At 64.6% G+C, this 16,574-nt stretch carries 8 protein-coding genes; 6 read left to right on the top strand and 2 right to left on the bottom strand.

The annotated features are described in order from the left end of the window. The first annotated feature begins 126 nt into the window (after positions 1-126). The 6 genes from ACFDR9_RS14180 to ACFDR9_RS14155 all read left to right on the top strand — a co-directional run bounded on the left by ACFDR9_RS14180 (position 127) and on the right by ACFDR9_RS14155 (position 7,743). The gene (locus tag ACFDR9_RS14180; protein WP_327076062.1) at positions 127-1,206 is read left to right on the top strand and encodes a sn-glycerol-3-phosphate ABC transporter ATP-binding protein UgpC; all 1,080 of its coding nucleotides are present in this window, start codon (positions 127-129) and stop codon (positions 1,204-1,206) included. Between the two features lie 86 nt (positions 1,207-1,292). Next, positions 1,293-2,507: a maltose/maltodextrin ABC transporter substrate-binding protein MalE gene (gene malE, locus ACFDR9_RS14175; protein WP_409031404.1), complete on the top strand. Its 1,215-nt coding sequence runs from the start codon at positions 1,293-1,295 to the stop codon at positions 2,505-2,507. Between the two features lie 110 nt (positions 2,508-2,617). Further along, positions 2,618-4,129 (top strand): maltose ABC transporter permease MalF, encoded by a 1,512-nt coding sequence (gene malF, locus ACFDR9_RS14170; protein ID WP_409031403.1) that lies wholly within the window; start codon positions 2,618-2,620, stop codon positions 4,127-4,129. Between the two features lie 12 nt (positions 4,130-4,141). Next, entirely contained in the window at positions 4,142-5,032 is an 891-nt protein-coding gene (gene malG / locus ACFDR9_RS14165; protein ID WP_017876231.1) for a maltose ABC transporter permease MalG, read from the top strand. Between the two features lies 1 nt (position 5,033). Beyond that, on the top strand, positions 5,034-6,719 hold the full coding sequence (locus ACFDR9_RS14160) for an alpha-amylase family glycosyl hydrolase (protein ID WP_409031402.1): 1,686 nt from the start codon (positions 5,034-5,036) through the stop codon (positions 6,717-6,719). 124 nt (positions 6,720-6,843) lie between these two features. Next, positions 6,844-7,743, top strand: a complete 900-nt coding sequence (locus tag ACFDR9_RS14155; RefSeq protein ID WP_409031401.1) for a carbohydrate kinase family protein — start codon at positions 6,844-6,846, stop codon at positions 7,741-7,743. A gap of 100 nt (positions 7,744-7,843) precedes the next feature. Here the strand turns inward: ACFDR9_RS14155 and ACFDR9_RS14150 are convergent, their stop codons facing one another. Together ACFDR9_RS14150 and ACFDR9_RS14145 are read right to left on the bottom strand one after the other, a co-directional pair. Further along, a complete protein-coding gene (locus tag ACFDR9_RS14150) occupies positions 7,844-14,242 on the bottom strand; it encodes a DUF3320 domain-containing protein (protein WP_409031400.1) in 6,399 nt (2,132 codons plus the stop codon). Between the two features lie 318 nt (positions 14,243-14,560). Next, positions 14,561-16,387 carry a right-handed parallel beta-helix repeat-containing protein gene (locus ACFDR9_RS14145; protein WP_409031399.1) on the bottom strand — a complete coding sequence of 609 codons (1,827 nt, stop codon included), beginning with the start codon at positions 16,385-16,387 and terminating at the stop codon, positions 14,561-14,563. Between the last annotated feature and the right edge of the window lie 187 nt (positions 16,388-16,574).

Below are 16,574 nucleotides of genomic sequence, written 5' to 3'. Positions count from 1 at the left end.
CCGCGGAGATCGCTCCACGTAGGTCGGGTGAGCCCGCGGGGCGTAAGCCGACAAGCGCCGCCGCGAAAAGCAATCCCATACAGAGCGTGGCGCCAGCCGCGCCGGAACGAGAACAGCGAGGAAGACATGGCAGGACTGAAGTTATCGGGCATAAAAAAATCCTACGGCGAGGTGCAGACCCTGCACGGCATCGATTTGCAAATCGAGGACGGCGAACTGGTGGTCTTCGTCGGTCCGTCCGGCTGCGGCAAGTCGACCCTGCTGCGCGTCATCTGCGGCCTGGAGGAAATCAGCGCCGGCGACCTGCACATCGGCGCCGTGCGCATGAACCAGATTCCGCCCGCCAAGCGCGGCATCGCCATGGTGTTCCAGAGCTACGCGCTGTATCCGCACATGAGCGTGGCCGAGAACATGGCCTTCGGCCTGAAGCTGGCCGGCATGAACAAGGCGCAGATCCAGGAGGCGGTGGCGCGCGCCGCGCAGGTGCTGCGCATCGAGCCGCTGCTCGAACGCAAGCCGAAGGACTTGTCCGGCGGCCAGCGCCAGCGCGTCGCCATCGGCCGCGCCATCGTCCGCAAACCCGACGTGTTCCTGTTCGACGAGCCGCTGTCGAACCTGGACGCCTCGCTGCGCGTGCAGATGCGCATCGAACTGGCCAATCTGCACCGCGAGCTGGGCGCCACCATGATCTACGTGACCCACGACCAGGTCGAGGCGATGACGCTGGCCGACCGCATCGTCGTGCTCAACGCCGGTCGCATCGAGCAGGTCGGCGCGCCGCTGGAGTTGTACCACCACCCCGACAACCTGTTCGTGGCCGGCTTCCTCGGCTCGCCGCGGATGAACTTCCTCAAGGGCACCGTGCAAAGCGCCACCGCCGGCAGTTGCGTGATCGCCACCGCCGCCGGCGGCAGCGTCAGCGCCGCCATCGGCCAGACCCTGGCCGCCGGCAGCGCCGTGACGGTGGGCGCGCGGCCCGAGCACATCAGCGCCAGCCACGACGCCGGCGGCATCCCCGCCACCGTGCACGCGGTCGAGAAACTGGGCGACATCAGCTACCTGTACGTGGCGGTGGCCGGCGCCGACGAGCCGCTGGTGGTGCGCGCCGATCCGGAAACCGACTGGGCCCAGGGCCAGGCGGTGTTCCTGACGGTGACGCCGCCGCGGCTGCACGTGTTCGACCAGCAGGGGCGCGCCTGCCGCTAATTTCTTCTGACGGGTTGAATGCAACGAGCGCCGCTCGACCCGTTTTTTTCACAGCCTCGACATAAAAAACAATCGGAGACGAAACCATGGTATCGACCACAAAACGCACGCTATTCAAGACTAGCCTGATGTTCGCCGCGCTGAGCGGCCTGGGCTGCATGGGCATGGGCCTGGCGCACGCCGGCGAACCCGGCACGCTGCTGATCTGGATCAACGGCGACAAAGGCTACAAGGGCCTGGCCAAGGTCGGCGAGGAATTCACCAAGAAAACCGGCGTCAAGGTCGTCGTCGAGCATCCGGAAGACGCGCCGACCAAGTTCCAGCAAGCCGCCGCCGCCGGCAAGGGCCCGGACATCTGGGTCTGGCCGCACGACCGCATCGGCGCCTGGATCGACAGCGGCCTGCTGCAGCCTTTGACCCCGAGCAAGGAAGCGCGCAACGCCATCCTGCCGCTGGCCTGGGCCGCCTTCACCGTCGGCGGCAAGACCTGGGGCTACCCGATGTCGATCGAGGCGGTCTCGCTGGTCTACAACAAGGACCTGGTGCCGAACCCGCCGAAAACCTTCGAGGAATTGGCCGCGCTGGACAAAAAACTGGCGGCCAAGGGCAAGAAAGCCATCCTGTGGGACTACACCAACACCTACTTCAGCTGGCCGCTGCTGGCGGCGGGCGGCGCCACCGCCTTCGACCTGAAGGCCGACGGCCACTATGACGCGGCCAAGACCGGCGTGAACTCGGCCAGCGCGACGGCCGGCGTCGACGCCATCATGAACCTCATCAACAGCGGCGCGATGCCGAAGGGCGCCGGCTACGCCGACATGGAAGCCGGCTTCAACCAGGGCAAGGTGGCGATGATGATCAACGGCCCGTGGTCGTGGGACAACGCGCGCAAGTCGAAGATCAACTTCGGCGTCGCCAACATCCCCACCGTCGGCGGCAAGGCCGCCTCGCCGTTCATCGGCGTGCTGGGGGCGATGATCTCGAAGGCCAGCCCGAACAAGGAACTCGCCACCGAATTCCTGGAAAACCACATGCTGGCGATTGACGGCCTGAAAACCATCAACGCCGACGTCCCGCTGGGCACGCCCGCCAACAAGGCCCTGTTCGCCGAGCTGAAAACCAACGCGAACATCCAGGCGACGATGGAAAGCGCGCAAGCGGGCCGTCCTATGCCGAACAATCCGGAAATGGGCCGCTTCTGGTCGTCGATGAAATCGGCGCTGGAAAACATCACCCAGGGCCGCCAAGGCACGAAAGAAGGCCTGGACGCCGCCGCCAAGCGCATCACTAGCGTGAACTAAGTTAGCCAGCTTTGGTAGGTCGGATTACGCGTTCCGCTCATCCGACCTACGACGCGCTAACTTAACGCCATTAAGGGCAGACTCCGCCCCATCTTTACAGGTAAAAAATCGTGCGCAAGTTTATCGGTCCTTCGATACTGACAATCAGCCTGGCGCTGGGTCTGTATCTGCTGTTCATGCTCTACTCCACCGGCCAGACCATGCTGGCCTGCATCTGCCTCGGCGCGCTGACGCTGACCGGGTATATCTTCACCTCCAGCCGCGCCTACGCCTACCGCTACCTGTTCCCAGGCGTCGCGGCGGTGATGGTGTTCGTCCTGCTGCCGCTGGTCTACACGGTGTCGATCGGCTTCACCAATTTCAGTTCGAAGAACCTGCTGACCTTCGAACGCGCGACCCAGTACCTGCTCGACGAAACCCAGCGCACCGACAGCGGCGGCTACGCCATGACCTTGTACGGCGACGGCAAGCAGTTCCGCATCAAGCTCGAACGCGCCGACACCAATGAACTGTTCCTCAGCGGCCCGCTGGCGCTGCGCCGCAAGGTGCCGCTGAAGGTCGACGTGGCGCCGCTGGACCCGCTGCAAACGCCGCTGCCGGGCCAGCCGCTGGGGCTCAAGGACGTCATCGAGCAGCAAGCCGAGCTGAAAATGCTGACGCTGGTCATGCCCAACAAGATCGAGCTGCGCATGGTCAGCCTGCGCGAGTTCGGCCCGATCGCCCACGTCTACGCCGCCGCCGCGGACGGCAACCTGAAAAAGCTCGCCACGGGCGAGCTGATCAAACCGAACTTCCAGACCGGCTTCTACCAGAGCCCGGAAGGCGAATCGCTGGAACCCGGCTTCAAGGTCAACGTCGGCTTCGCCAACTTCGCCCGCATCTTCGCCGACCAGGCCTTCCGCGAGCCGTTCCTGCGCATCTTCGTCTGGACCGTGGTGTTCTCGACCATCACCGTCGTCACCACCACCGGCCTGGGCATGGCGCTGGCCGTGTTGCTGAACTGGGACGCGCTGCAATTCCGCGGCGTTTACCGCACCCTGCTGTTCCTGCCGTACGCGGTGCCGGGTTTTATCTCCATCCTGGTGTTCAAGGGCTTGTTCAACAATAACTTCGGCGAAATCAACCTGGTGCTCGACGCCCTCTTCGGCATCAAGCCGGCCTGGTTTTCCGACACCACGCTGGCCAAGACCATGATCCTGATCGTCAACACCTGGCTCGGCTACCCCTACATGATGGTGGTCTGCATGGGCCTGATCAAGGCGATTCCGGCCGACCTGTACGAAGCCTCGGCGCTGGCCGGCGCCGGCCCGCTGACGAACTTCTTCAAGATCACCATGCCCTTGATCATCAAGCCGTTGACGCCGCTGATGGTGGCCAGCCTGGGCTTTAACTTCAACAACTTCGTGCTGATCAGCCTGCTGACCGGCGGCCGCCCCGACTTCCTCGACACCAAGCTGCCGGCCGGCACCACCGACTTGCTGGTGTCCTACACCTACCGCATCGCGTTCGAGGACTCCGGCCAGAACTTCGGCCTGGCGGCGGCCATCTCCACCATCATCTTTCTGCTGGTGGCAGCCATCTCGCTGGTCAACATGCGCCTGACGCGCATGAACAAAGCTTAACAGGAGCGCACCATGGCAATCGTAGTAGACCGATCCAACCGCTGGCGCATCCTCGCCGCGCACGTCGCCGTCATCGCGCTGATCGCGCTGGTGATGTTCCCCTTCCTGATGATACTGTCGATCTCTCTGCGCCCCGGCAATTTCGCCGCGGGCAGCCTGATCCCCGCCGAAATCAGCTTCGAGCACTGGCGCCTGGCGCTGGGCATGTCCTACCAGGGGCCGAACGGCGCCCTGGTCGAGCCCGACTTTCCGGTGCTGCTGTGGCTGTGGAACTCGATCAAGGTCGCCACCATGACCGCCGCCGTCACGCTGCTGCTGTCGACCACCTGCGCCTACGCCTTCGCGCGCATGCGGTTCCGCTTCAAGGCGCAGGCCCTGAGCACGCTGATGCTGCTGCAACTGTTCCCGGCGGTGCTGGCGCTGGTGGCGATTTACGCCATCTTCGACACCATCGGCGCCTACGTGCCGTGGCTCGGCATCGACAGCCACGGCAGCCTGGTGCTGGCCTACGCCGGCGGCATCGCCATGCACATCTGGACCATCAAGGGCTACTACGAAACCATCCCGGTTGAAATCGAGGAGGCGGCCAAGGTCGACGGCGCCAGCCCGTGGCAAACCTTCGTCTACGTGCTGCTGCCGATGACGGTGCCGATCCTGATGGTGGTGTTCCTGCTGGCCTTCATCGGCGCCATCATCGAATACCCGATCGCCTCGGTGCTGCTGCACGAACAAAACAACCTGACCCTGGCGGTCGGCTCCAAGCTCTTCCTGTACGAGCAAAAGTACCTGTGGGGCGACTTCGCCGCGGCCGCCATCCTGTCCGGCCTGCCGATCACGGTGGTGTTCCTGCTGGCGCAAAAATGGATGATCTCCGGCCTCACCGCCGGCGGCGTGAAAGGCTGACATGCGTACATCACGCGGCCCCGCCCTCCGCTCCCGCTTGCGCCTGCTGCCGTTGCTGGCGCTGTTGGCGGGATTGACCGATCCGGCCGCCTCGGCGTCCCCCGTGGCCCCGGCCGCCGGCTTCGCGGCCAACCCGATCGTCTACTTCGCCGTCACCGACCGCTTCGCCAACGGCAACCGCGGCAACGACCGCTCCTACGGCCGCGGCCCGGACGGCGCCGGCGAGGCCGGCACCTTCCACGGCGGCGACCTGGCCGGCCTGACGCAAAAGCTGCGCGACGGCTACTTCGCCGGGCTGGGCGTCAACGCCCTGTGGATCACCGCGCCGTACGAGCAAATCCACGGCTGGGTGGTGGGCGGCAAACAGAGCTTCAAACACTATGCCTACCACGGCTACTGGCCGCTCGACTACACCCGCCTCGACGCCAACATGGGCACGCCAGACGAACTGCGCGCGCTGATCGACACCGCCCACGCCCAAGGCGTGCGGGTGTTGTTCGACGTCGTCATGAACCACCCCGGCTACGCCGACATCGGCACCCTGGCCGAATACCGGGTGCCGGTGCTGTGGAAGGGCCACGAGAAGGCCACGCTGGCCGACTACCACGGCTATATCGACTATAACAACTTCGACTTCGCCCAATGGTGGGGGCCCGACTGGGTGCGCGCCGGCCTGCCCGGCTACCAGGAGGGCGGCGGCGACGACTTCACCATGCAACTGGCCTACCTGGCCGACTTCCGCACCGACAGCCCGACAGCGGTCGGCCTGCCGCCCATCCTGCAAAACAAGGCCGGCAGCGGCGCGCGCGCCCTGCCCGGCACCAGCGTGCGCGGCTACCTGGTCTCATGGCTGAGCGAGTGGGTGCGCGAATACGGCGTCGACGGCTTCCGCTGCGACACCGTCAAGCACGTCGAGCCGGACAGCTGGCGCGCGCTGAAAAACGCGTCGACGGCCGCGCTGGCCGACTGGAAAAAACGCCACCCGCAACAGAAAATCGACGACGCGCCGTTCTGGATGACCGGCGAAGCGTGGGACCACGGCCCCGAGCGCAGCGGCTGGCACGACGCCGGTTTCGACTCGATGATCAACTTCGACTTCCAGCACCGCGCCGGCGGCGACTGGAACGCCGTCGACGCCGAGTACCGCCGCTACGCCGGCCTGCTCGGCAAGGGGCCGCGCTACGACATCCTGTCCTACATCTCCTCGCACGACACCTTGCTGTTCCCGCGCGAGAACCTGCGCCATGGCCTGAGCGCCCTGCTGCTGGCGCCCGGCGGCGTGCAACTGTTCTACGGCGACGAAAGCGGCCGCCAGCCCGGCGCCGCGCCGGACGGCGACACCCAGCAGAACACCCGCTCCGACATGAACTGGGAGCGGCCCGACGAGGCGCTGCTGGCGCACGCGCGCAAGCTCGGCCAGTTCCGCGCGCGCCACCTCGCCCTGGCGCGCGGCGCGCACAAGCGCCTGGGCCAGCAGCCGTATCTGTTCTCGCGCGTCGACGCGGCCTCGGGCGACCGCGTGCTGGTGGCGCCGGACGCCATCGGCGAGCTGACCTTGAAGGTGCACGGCGTCTTCGCCGACGGCGCGCAAGTGCGCGACGCCTACAGCGGCCGCGCGGCGACGGTGCGCGACGGCGCCGTCAGCCTGCGCGCCGACGGCGCCCTGCTGCTGGAAGCGGCGCCATAACGCGAGGCGCCCGCGCCCTCAAATATAAGTCGGGTTAGCCGGCGGCACTGCGTCTCGCTTCGGCCAACATTGTCGGATTACGCTACGCTAATCTGACCTACGACAAGCTAACGGAGCAATCACCATGACAACAAGCCACGACGTATTGGTCGTCGGCGGCGTCGGCATCGACACCATCGTGCAAGTGCCTTCGCTGACCCTGCCGGCGGCCGACTCGCTGCACGTGCCGGCCATCCGCGACTACGTCGCCCACACCGGCAACGGCGTCGCCCTCGGCTGTCTGGCGCTGCAACTGCGCACCAAGTTCATCGACTTCATCGGCGCCGACCGCCAGGCCGAACTGATTCTGGCGCGCTACCAGGAACGCGGCCTCGACTTCAGCCACCTGGTGCACGACAGCGGCACCCGCCGCAGCGTCAACCTGATCGACCCGCAGGGCCGGCGCCTGTCGATGTACGACGGCCGCCATCCGTACGAGTTGCGCATGCCGCGCGAATTCTACCTGCCGCACCTGAGCGCGGCGCGCCATGCGCACCTCTCCATCATGCACTGGGTGCGCGAGCTGTACGACGACGCCCAGGCGCTCGGCGTGAGCACCTCGACCGACCTGCACGACTGGGACGGCGAGAACCCGCACCACCTCGACTTCGCGCTGCGCTCGGAGCTGGTGTTCGTCGGCGCGGCGGCGCTGGGCGAGCGGGTCGGCGGCGTCATGGCGCGGATTGTGCGCGACGGCCGGGCGCGGGCGGTGGTGGCGATGGCCGGCGAGCGCGGTAGTTATCTGCTGGCGCGCGGCGATGAAGCGCCGCGGCACTTCCCGTGCGCGCCGCTGCCGCGTCCCGTCGTCGACAGCAACGGCGCCGGCGACTCCTTCGTCGCCGCCTTCCTGGCCGCCTGGCTGCGCGGCGCGCCGCTGGAGCTGGCGATGCGCCACGGCGCCGTCGGCGGCGCGTTCGCCTGCGGCTGGCATGGTACGCATGAGCGGTTTATCGGGCCGCACGAGTTGGCGTTGCAGGTCGCGTAGGTCGGATTAGCGGCACGCGTAATCCGACAACGTTGGCGCGGGCGATCCGTGCCGGCTCCAGGCCAACGTTGTCGGGATACGCCCTTTGGGCTAACCCGACCTACGAAATTCCCTCTTTTTTAGCGGCGACGCCGTTGTCGATGTGGATGCGCGCGCCGGCGCGGCCGTGCGCCAGCGCCCGGCCGATGCGCTCCTCCGCCTCGGTCGTGGTGCGCGCCATGCCAAGCATGCGGCACACCGACCGCCCCAGGTCGTCGCGCGAGGTGCTGCCATGCTCCGACAGGATAAACAGCGCCAGGTTGCCGATCTCCTCCAGGCAAATTTCCTCGATCGGGCGCTTCGACTCCGCTTCGCCGCCGGGCAGGCGGAAGCCCTCCCACGTGCTCGGGTCGAGCCCGTTAGGCCAGTAAAACCCGTCCCCGGTGCGCGCGATCTGCGCCGGCGCAAGCCCGCTCAGCAACTCCTCGATGCGCCGGCCGGTCCGCGACAAGCCCCAGGCGCGCATGACGCGCTTGAACGCCAGGTGGTGCGCAACCGGCCCCTCGGCGTTGGCGACCTGCACCAGCTGATCGCGCAGCGTCTGCTTCGAGGCGGCGTCGTAGAAACTGCCCGACTCCCCCGCCGGCAAGGGTGTCGGCCGATATCGCGGCAGTTCGGCCGGGCCGGCCTCCGGCACAACGACATGCGCCGGCGCGACTGGTTCACCGGCGTCCAACGCGAGCGCTTCCCGCGCCAGCAACTGCTGCAGGCGCGCCAGCAGTTTGCGCGACGCTTCCCGCGGGTCCAACCACCAGTCGGTCGACCAGATCCGCTGCAGTTCCCAGCCCAAACCTTCCAGCACGTGCTGGCGCAGGCGGTCGCGGTCGCGCGCGGTGGCGCCCGAATGGTAGTTGCGGCCGTCGCACTCGACGCCGAGCAGATAGCGGCCCGGCGCGCGCGGATCGACGACGCCGATATCGATGCGGTACGCCGACACGCCAACCTGCGCATGCACGGTCCAGCCCTGCTCGCGCAGGACGCGGATCACCTCCAGCTCGAACGGGCCGTCCGGTTCCAGTCCGCCCGGCGCGGCCTGTTCGGCCAGGGCGCGCGGCCCGCGAATCGCAAACTCCAGGTAGTTTTTCAAGTCGCGCACGCCGGCGGCGCGCACCCGCGACAGGTCGATCTGCTCCGGCAGCAAGGTGCTGAACACCACCACGCCCTGGCGCGCGCGCGACACCGCGACGTTCAGCCGCCGGTGTCCGCCCTCCAGGTTCAGCGGGCCGAAGTTGAGGTTGACCTTGCCAGTCGCATCCGGCCCGTAGGTGATCGAGAAGTAGATGATGTCGCGCTCGTCGCCTTGGACGTTTTCCAGGTTCTTGATGAACAAGGGCTCGTTCAGCGCCAGCGCGATCGCCTGGTCGAGCGCGGCCGAGGCGCGCCGGCGCTCGTCGAGCAAGCGCTCAATCAGGTTTTGTTGGGCCTGGTTGAACGTCACCACGCCCAGGCTCAGCGCGCATCGCGCCGGGTCCAGGTAATGGTTTTCGATCGCCTTGACGATGGCCAGCGCCTCGGCCCGGTTGGTGCGCGTGCCACCGCGGTCGTACACGCCCCGCACGTGTTCGAAGCGCACGCCGCGGTCGTCGGTGGCCGGCGACGGGAAGGTCACCAGGCGGCTCTCGTAATAGGTGACGTTGCTGAAGGTGATCAGGCTTTCATGGCGGCTGCGATAGTGCCAGTTCAGGCTTAGTTTGGGCATGCCGATGCTCAGGCACTCGTCGAGAATGCTCTCCAGATCCTGCACATCGTCCTCGCCCACGCCGTCCTCGTCGTCGAGGCGGGTGAAGAAACTCGTCGGCGGCAACTGCTTCGGGTCGCCCACGCAGGTCAACTGGCGCCCGCGCGCGATCACGCCGACGGCGTCCCACACCGGTATCTGCGAAGCCTCGTCGAAGACCACGACGTCGAACGGCGCGTGCGCCGCGTCCAGGTACTGCGCCACCGACAGCGGCGACATCAGCAGGCACGGCTTCAATTTGGCCATCAAGGTCGGCAGGCTTTGGACCAGCTGGCGGATCGGCATATGCTTGCGCTGCTTTTGCAGTTCGCGCCGCAGCTTGCCCATTTCGGAATCGGCGCCCGGGGCGATGCCGGCGCTGGACGGCACCTGCGCCGCCAGCCGCGCCACGACGTACTGCTGCGTCAGCAACTGGAAGCGGGCGTCGGCGGCCTGGAATTCGCGGATTTTGCGTTCATGGTCGGCGCTGGAGAAGGTGCACAGCACCGTTTCCAGGTCCACGCTTTTCCTCAACCACCAGTTGCGGTAGCTGTACTCGAAAAACTCCGGGATATCCGGCAAGGCGACGGCGCCGCTCTCCAGACTGGCCACCAGGCCGTGCAGCCCCTGGCCGATGGCCTTGGCGCGCACCCGCCGCCATAGGCACCATGGCTGCAATTGGCGCGCCGCCGTCTGCCAGCCTTGCAGCAGCGCCAGCAGCGTGGCGATGGCGCCGGCGGCGGCGGGCGCCATCGCCAAGGCGCCGCCGCACGCGGCTATCCGGTCGACGTTGGCCAAGTCGCCGGTGAACATCCGCAAGGCTTCGCGGTAGGCCAGCAGCGCGGCGCCGAGCGCGCCGTCCGGCTTCAGCATGGCGCGGTTTTCCGTCACCAACAACTGTAATTTCTCTCGCAGCGCCCTGGCGCGTTCGACGTCGCCGCCGGCCATGCCGACCAGCGCGTCGGCGAATTCGCCGGCCCAGCCTTCGGCCGCTTCGACCGCGGCCCAGTCGGTGTTATGCGCCGCGTAACCGCCCTGCAGCAGCGCGCCGGCGTCCGCCGCCATCGACGCCAGCGCGGCGTCTTCCGCGTTCAGCCGCCCCAGCGCCCCCAGCAAGGGCGCGACCTCGTCTTCGCGCGGACGCTGCGCGTCGCTCCTGAACAACCGGATGCGGTTGAGCACGGCGCGTTTCGCGAACCAGCTCTTGGGCCACCACGCGGCGCCGGCTTCGGCCCATTGCAATGTCAGTTCCGCGGCGGCTAGCGTGGCAAGCTCCTCGCGGTAGGCGCCGCCCAGCGACTCCCATGCCTTGTGCCGCGCCAGGCCGTGCCGGCGCAACTGCGCCAAGGTCGCGCGCGCCGCTTCATCGTGGGCGGCGCGCGCGACGCCGGGTGGCATATGCGGCGCGCGCAGCAAGGCGTCGGCCAGCCGGTCCAGGGCGCCCAGCTCATGCAAGGACAGTCCGGCGTCGGGCAGTCCAATCGCCGCCAAGGCCGGCGCCGCCCGCTCCCGCAAGGCGCCGGCCGCCGTGGCCAGGGCGGCGGCCGCGTCGAGCACATCCTGCTGCCAGGATGGCGTCCAGTCGGCGTTGGCGATGTCCGCCAGCGGATGCGCGCCCAATTGCGACAGCTGGCCGGCCAACGCCGCCATCTGCCGCGAGGTATCGCGCAAACCCTCCAGCTCGACCCGGCTGTGCTGGTTGGCATCAAGCCAATCCATCGTTGCCGGCCGCCGCTCGGCGTGCTTGATGCACACGCCGATGGCGTCGTAGACGCTGAGGTCGTTGGGATGGACCCGGTGCAGCGCGTTGGACAGCGCGTTCAATTCCCGGCGCAGCGCGGCCAGCCGATCGGCCTCCAGCTCCCAGTCCTTGACCGAGCGCGCGCCGGCCGCTTCCAGCGCGTCGCCGAGCTGCTTCAAGACGCTGCTTTTCTTGGCCTTCGACGAATGCAGCTCCAGGCAGAACGCGCCCAGCCCCAGGGAGTTCAGGCGCCGGTGCACCACCTCCAGCGCGGCCATTTTTTCGGACACGAACAGCACCGATTTCCCGGTCGCCAGCAGGTGCGCGATCAAATTGGTGATGGTTTGGCTCTTGCCGGTGCCCGGCGGGCCTTCGACGACCAGGTTGGTGCCGGCGCCGGCCACGCAGATCGCCCGCAGTTGCGACGAGTCCAACAGGAGCGGCGCGAACAGGTCTTGCGGCCGGTGCGTGTCGTCAAGCGTGGCCGGGGCGAAGCCGATGGCGTTGTCGGCGAAGGCCTTGCCGGGGTGGTTGATCAGGTGCGCGACGACGCTGTTTTCCAACAGCGCCTTGTGGCGGCTTTGCAAATCCTTCCACATCAGGAATTTGGTGAACGAGAAAATACCCAGGTGTACCTGCTCCTTGACCTCCCACCCCTTCAACTCGGTCACCTGGAGCCGGAAAATCTGCAGGATGCCGGCGACGTCGATGCCCTTGTCGTCGCCCGACAATACCTCGAACGAAGGCAGCTTCAAGCCAAAGTCCTGCAACAGCTTCTGCACCAGCGTCGGGTTCACCAGCGCCTCGTCGTCGTGCCGGGTCAGGCGGAAGCCGCTGCGCACCGACTGGCGCGACAAGGTCACCGGGATCAGCAATATCGGCGCCAGGTGGCGCGCCTCGGCGTCCTTGTCCTCCTGCCATTCGAGCATGCCGAACACCATGAACAAGGTATTGGCGCCGCCCTCTTCCAGCCCGGTGCCGGCGGCGCGGAAGATCTCCAGCAGGCGCGCCTCCAGGGCCTCCGCCGGCACGTCGACGATCAACTCGCCGCGGCCGAGCGCGTCGCCGGCCAGCGCGTCGAACGGCGTGGCGCCGGTGCGCGCGGCGAACACGGCGGCGTCGCGGTGGTCGCTGCCGGTCATCACCGGCGGCAGCGCGCGTATTTTGAACTCCTTGCCTTCGGCCAGCACGTCCTCCAGGGCGCCGGGGTCCGGGCAAATTACCCGCACATGGGTTTTCGCAGGTTTGAAGTTGAGCAGGCGGTTGCGCAGGGTTAAATCGAGCAGCTTGCTTTTCCAGCGCGCCAACCGGCCGTCGGGCGTGTCGGGGATGTCGGACCGCGTCAGCGGCGGCACCACCGGGTCCAAGGGCGGCAGCGCCGGCATGTCCTCGATCGCCTGCGCCGCGTCGATGGCCAGCGGGGTTGGCGGCGCGGCGCTGGCGGAGCGCGAGCGCAGCGGCAGGATCTGCAGTTCCCGGGCGCGGCGAACGTCGATCGCGTAGAGGAAAGCGCTGGCTTCCTTCAACTCTTCCGCGCCCCGCGCGCAGGCCTGGCGCAGCGACGGCTTCTGCCCGCCGGCGACGCCGGTGGTTTCGAAGACGATGAACTCGCCGGAACTCACGCGCTTTCTGAGCGTTTGCACGTCGTCGACCAGGGCGGTCGGAAAACAGGTTTCGATCAGCCACACGCCGACCCAGGCGTGCCCCTCCTTGAACAACACCACCGGATGCAGGCCGGCCTGCTCCAGGCAGGAGGCGAACAGCATGGCCAGGTCGAGGCAGGTGGCGACCCGGCCGCCGAAGATGCGCTCCGGCGTGCGGATTTTCTGGCCGTCGGCGCCGAACGACGCCGGCGGATTGGCGTACTGCAGGTCTTCCGCCAGCAGCGTGCTGTACAAGGCCGACACCTGCTGCCAGACTTTTTCGCGGTTCTTGGCCTGGTAGCCGCTCATGGCCGCGCCGGCTGAGGCCGCGCGCAACAACGCCGAGGCGGCGGCGATGAGCTGGTCGACCACCGGTGAATTCGGCATGCAAAACGCCGCCAGCAGTTCCGGCAGCGAGCGCGTGCCGGCCCATTGGTCGTAGGCCAGCACGTCGATGGCGCGGCTGGCCTGCGCCACCGGCCGGCCCTGCGCCGTCGCGCTGACCTGGATCGCGGCGCGCTCCGACTCGTCGAGGGCGCTCAGGTAGGCGTGGTCCGGTTGCAGGTCGATCGGCGCCATCTTGCGGCTCTCGCCGGGCATCAAGCGCTCGAACTTGAGGCGGGTGCCGAGCGCGAACGCGGGCGCGCAGCGGATTTCGACGTCGACGTCGAGCAGCGGCGCCGCGCCCGTGTTGAGCAGGGTGAGGGCGCGCACCACCGGGACGTTGTTTTGAATTGCCGCGTAGCCGATGGTGCGGTCGGCGGCGATTTGAATGTCGAGCATGGCGGCGGCGTCGCGCGGCGCGGACGGCGGCGCCCGCTCGCCGGGCGATACGGCGGCGCCAACGTCGGCGCCGAAATGCTGCACCAGCGCGTCCAGGCCGCCGTTGAAGCCCTGCCCCGTCGCGCCGAAGCGCCAGCCGCCGTCGAGGCGATACATTTCCGCCAATATCAAAGCGCGCTCGGCGCTGAAATCGGCGCCGGCGAAGGAGAACGCAACGCCTTCCCGCCCATCCTGGAGCAGTCGGACGTGGCCATGCTCCAGCTGCCCCATCGTGCCGGCGCCGTCAATGGCCGCCGCCAGCACCAGCCGCTCGACCGCGGCGGGCAGGCGCTCCAGCTCGAAGGTGAAGGTGGCGTCGGGCGCGCCGGCGGCCATGGCCACGCCGCCGCAGGGCGTCGCCGGCTGGTTGAAGAAGGTCATATAGTCGTCGTGCCACAGCTGGCCGGCCGCGTCGAGGCCGAAGCAAACGAAATCGATAGTCAAGCCAGGGCCGCTTGCCGACAACCGCGCCACAAATCCGCTGTCGACGCTCAATGCGTCAGCCAGTTTGACGCGCTGTCCTTTGTCCATTTGCATTGATACTGCCTTGTCGAGAATAGAGGTTCAGCCGCCGTCTGCGGTACAGATTCGGTCGGCGTGTTTGGAATGCGCTATTCTCGCACGCAGCGCGGCGCTGGCGCGGACGACACGCCACATTGCTGCCTTCCTGTTCGGATTGGCGTAGCCAAAGTTGTGGAGCGACGGCGGCGCTGAGCCAATAGCTATCAGCGACCGCTGCGGGAAAGTCGAAGGCAGGCTCCCGGCACAAGTACAGCGCCTGGAACCGGACCTATATTGATCAAACCATGGGTTCGTTAATTAAAACTGAAATACGATGCTTTTATTTCAACAATCCTACAAGCATGCATACACTGCGGCAGAAACGATTTTTAACCCGCCCTCTGGTGATCCGATCGTCTTATTAACGCAGTTTACTGGCAGTGGCGTTACTGGGAATGTGCCATCGGCTTTTTTAAACCCCGTCAAAAACCGGAGTGTCTCGTTAGTCTGTAAAGATTCGCCGAAATTCTGCACGGACCAACCCGTTTTCACCGTTGTATTTGATTCAAAAATATTTTGAGTACGGAAAGTATAAGGCGATGACATTCCAATATAGACGACATCTCCACCGGCATACAAATCACCTTGCTGGATTGCATTTTTATCATTTTTCATGATTAAATTGTAAACCCTTGAGGCAACCGAGTAATTGTTTTTCACGAAATTATTTTCGGCGTTATGTAAATAGATACTTTGTCCGGCATTGATAATTATGTTCCCATCCACCGATACATTTTTAGTGTAGTCATCCAGATAAATACCCACAAACCAATCATTCAGCCACCTCTTCACGCTAATATCACCATCGACGTTTTTAATGACATTACCAGAAATCTCGGTCAACGGCCTGAGGTCGTCAATATTTCGGCGCCACGTATAAATTGCTCCGCAATCAGATAAATTCAAACATGTGGATTGCAGGATATTCCCCTGTACTTTTGCGGCGCCCGAAACGCGAATTCCTATATAGCCTGCACGATCTATGAAATTCTCAGTCACAGTGGCACTCACCGTCCTATGCGCATTAATTGCGGCCAAATTCGGATTTGGCCCTTGGTAAAGCCCGGCATTTAAAATAACGTTTTTTTTGACAGTTGCGTTAAGCGATTCAGCGAAAAATATTGCGTCTAAACCGGTATCCTCTATTTTTGAGTTTGTTACCTCAGCAGTGATGGCGCCCCACACTGAGATACCATTTCCTACGGAATGTCTTGACATAATATTATTGACTTTAACCGGCCCATCTTGGATATTGATTTTCAGCCCATCGGCGCCGGCGCCATCGAACTCAACGGAGTCAACAACAACCGAGCCGCGTCCACTAATTAGCAATAAATCACCTTGGTAGACCACGGAAACCGGATAATTCGTGTGTTTGTTGATACTTAATTTATGTATCGATTTATCATAGGCCCAATTATAGTCCGTTCCTATCATCCATTCCTTTCCTGTAAAATACACACCGGCTTTATGGTTCAGCGGATGTTCTAATTTTTTATCCAAAGCAAGGTTTACATCGATGATGGTTCTTTCCTCCAAAAACCATTCCTCGGTGCGAGCGTGCGCCACGGCCTTCAGAAGATCTTTTCCATCTATCGCGCTATTAGAAGGGATACGGATATCCGACGCTATGGCGGTATCGGGATAAATGAGGTAGGTGCTCTTTGGAAATCGCGCGCGCGCGACAGGTATATTCCCGGCAAAAACCTGAACTATTTCCCCAACAGGAAGCGTCAGATCGGACACCTGCCCTACACCGGACAGAGCGGCGAGCTGAATTTTTCCAGTAATAACTGGACGAGGATTTTCGATACAGTTCCCCGAACGGGTGATTGTCAGCGCACCGGCGCGCGTGCTCTGGAGCGACAAGTTAAGAGGACCTTGGAACCGCTCTCCACAAGCCAAGAAAATATTATCCCCATTTTCCAGTTTAAGTCGAGTCAATGCATTTAATGTAGCGAAAGGCCCCTTCGCCGGACCGGTCACTGCTTCCGAATTCCCATTATTGCTATCGCTGCCAGTGCTTGAAACATAATAATTTATTGCAAGCGCAGGAGAACTTACAGCACAGAATGCCATCGACAATAAAATACTGGTCGCGGCAGAAGGTGAAATCTTCATATCATCCCTTAAAGTTTATTTAAATGTGCTCAACTACTTTACCCAACAAACCATGCAGTGCCTCTTTATCACTCTCGTACATTTAATATCAATAAATTGTGACTGTTCAGCCGCTATGCGGCAAGCGGGATAGGATTACCGTTGAAGGCCCGGAGCAGAACCTCAAGCATGCCATGGCCTTGCTTGC

This window comes from Janthinobacterium sp. CG_23.3 (genome assembly GCF_046115965.1).
Classification (GTDB): domain Bacteria; phylum Pseudomonadota; class Gammaproteobacteria; order Burkholderiales; family Burkholderiaceae_D; genus Janthinobacterium.
The sequence above is the reverse complement of the archived record's forward strand: the minus strand, read 5'-3'. Positions and strand labels throughout refer to the sequence as shown.

Bases quoted from the DNA above. Each gene is read 5' to 3' on its own strand.
- ACFDR9_RS14180 (WP_327076062.1), top strand. From the start codon at position 127: ATGGCAGGACTGAAGTTATCGGGCATAAAAAAATCCTACGGCGAGGTG.
- malE (WP_409031404.1), top strand. From the start codon at position 1,293: ATGGTATCGACCACAAAACGCACGCTATTCAAGACTAGCCTGATGTTC.
- malG (WP_017876231.1), top strand. From the start codon at position 4,142: ATGGCAATCGTAGTAGACCGATCCAACCGCTGGCGCATCCTCGCCGCG.
- ACFDR9_RS14160 (WP_409031402.1), top strand. From the start codon at position 5,034: ATGCGTACATCACGCGGCCCCGCCCTCCGCTCCCGCTTGCGCCTGCTG.
- ACFDR9_RS14155 (WP_409031401.1), top strand. From the start codon at position 6,844: ATGACAACAAGCCACGACGTATTGGTCGTCGGCGGCGTCGGCATCGAC.
- ACFDR9_RS14150 (WP_409031400.1), bottom strand. From the start codon at position 14,242: ATGCAAATGGACAAAGGACAGCGCGTCAAACTGGCTGACGCATTGAGC.
- ACFDR9_RS14145 (WP_409031399.1), bottom strand. From the start codon at position 16,387: ATGAAGATTTCACCTTCTGCCGCGACCAGTATTTTATTGTCGATGGCA.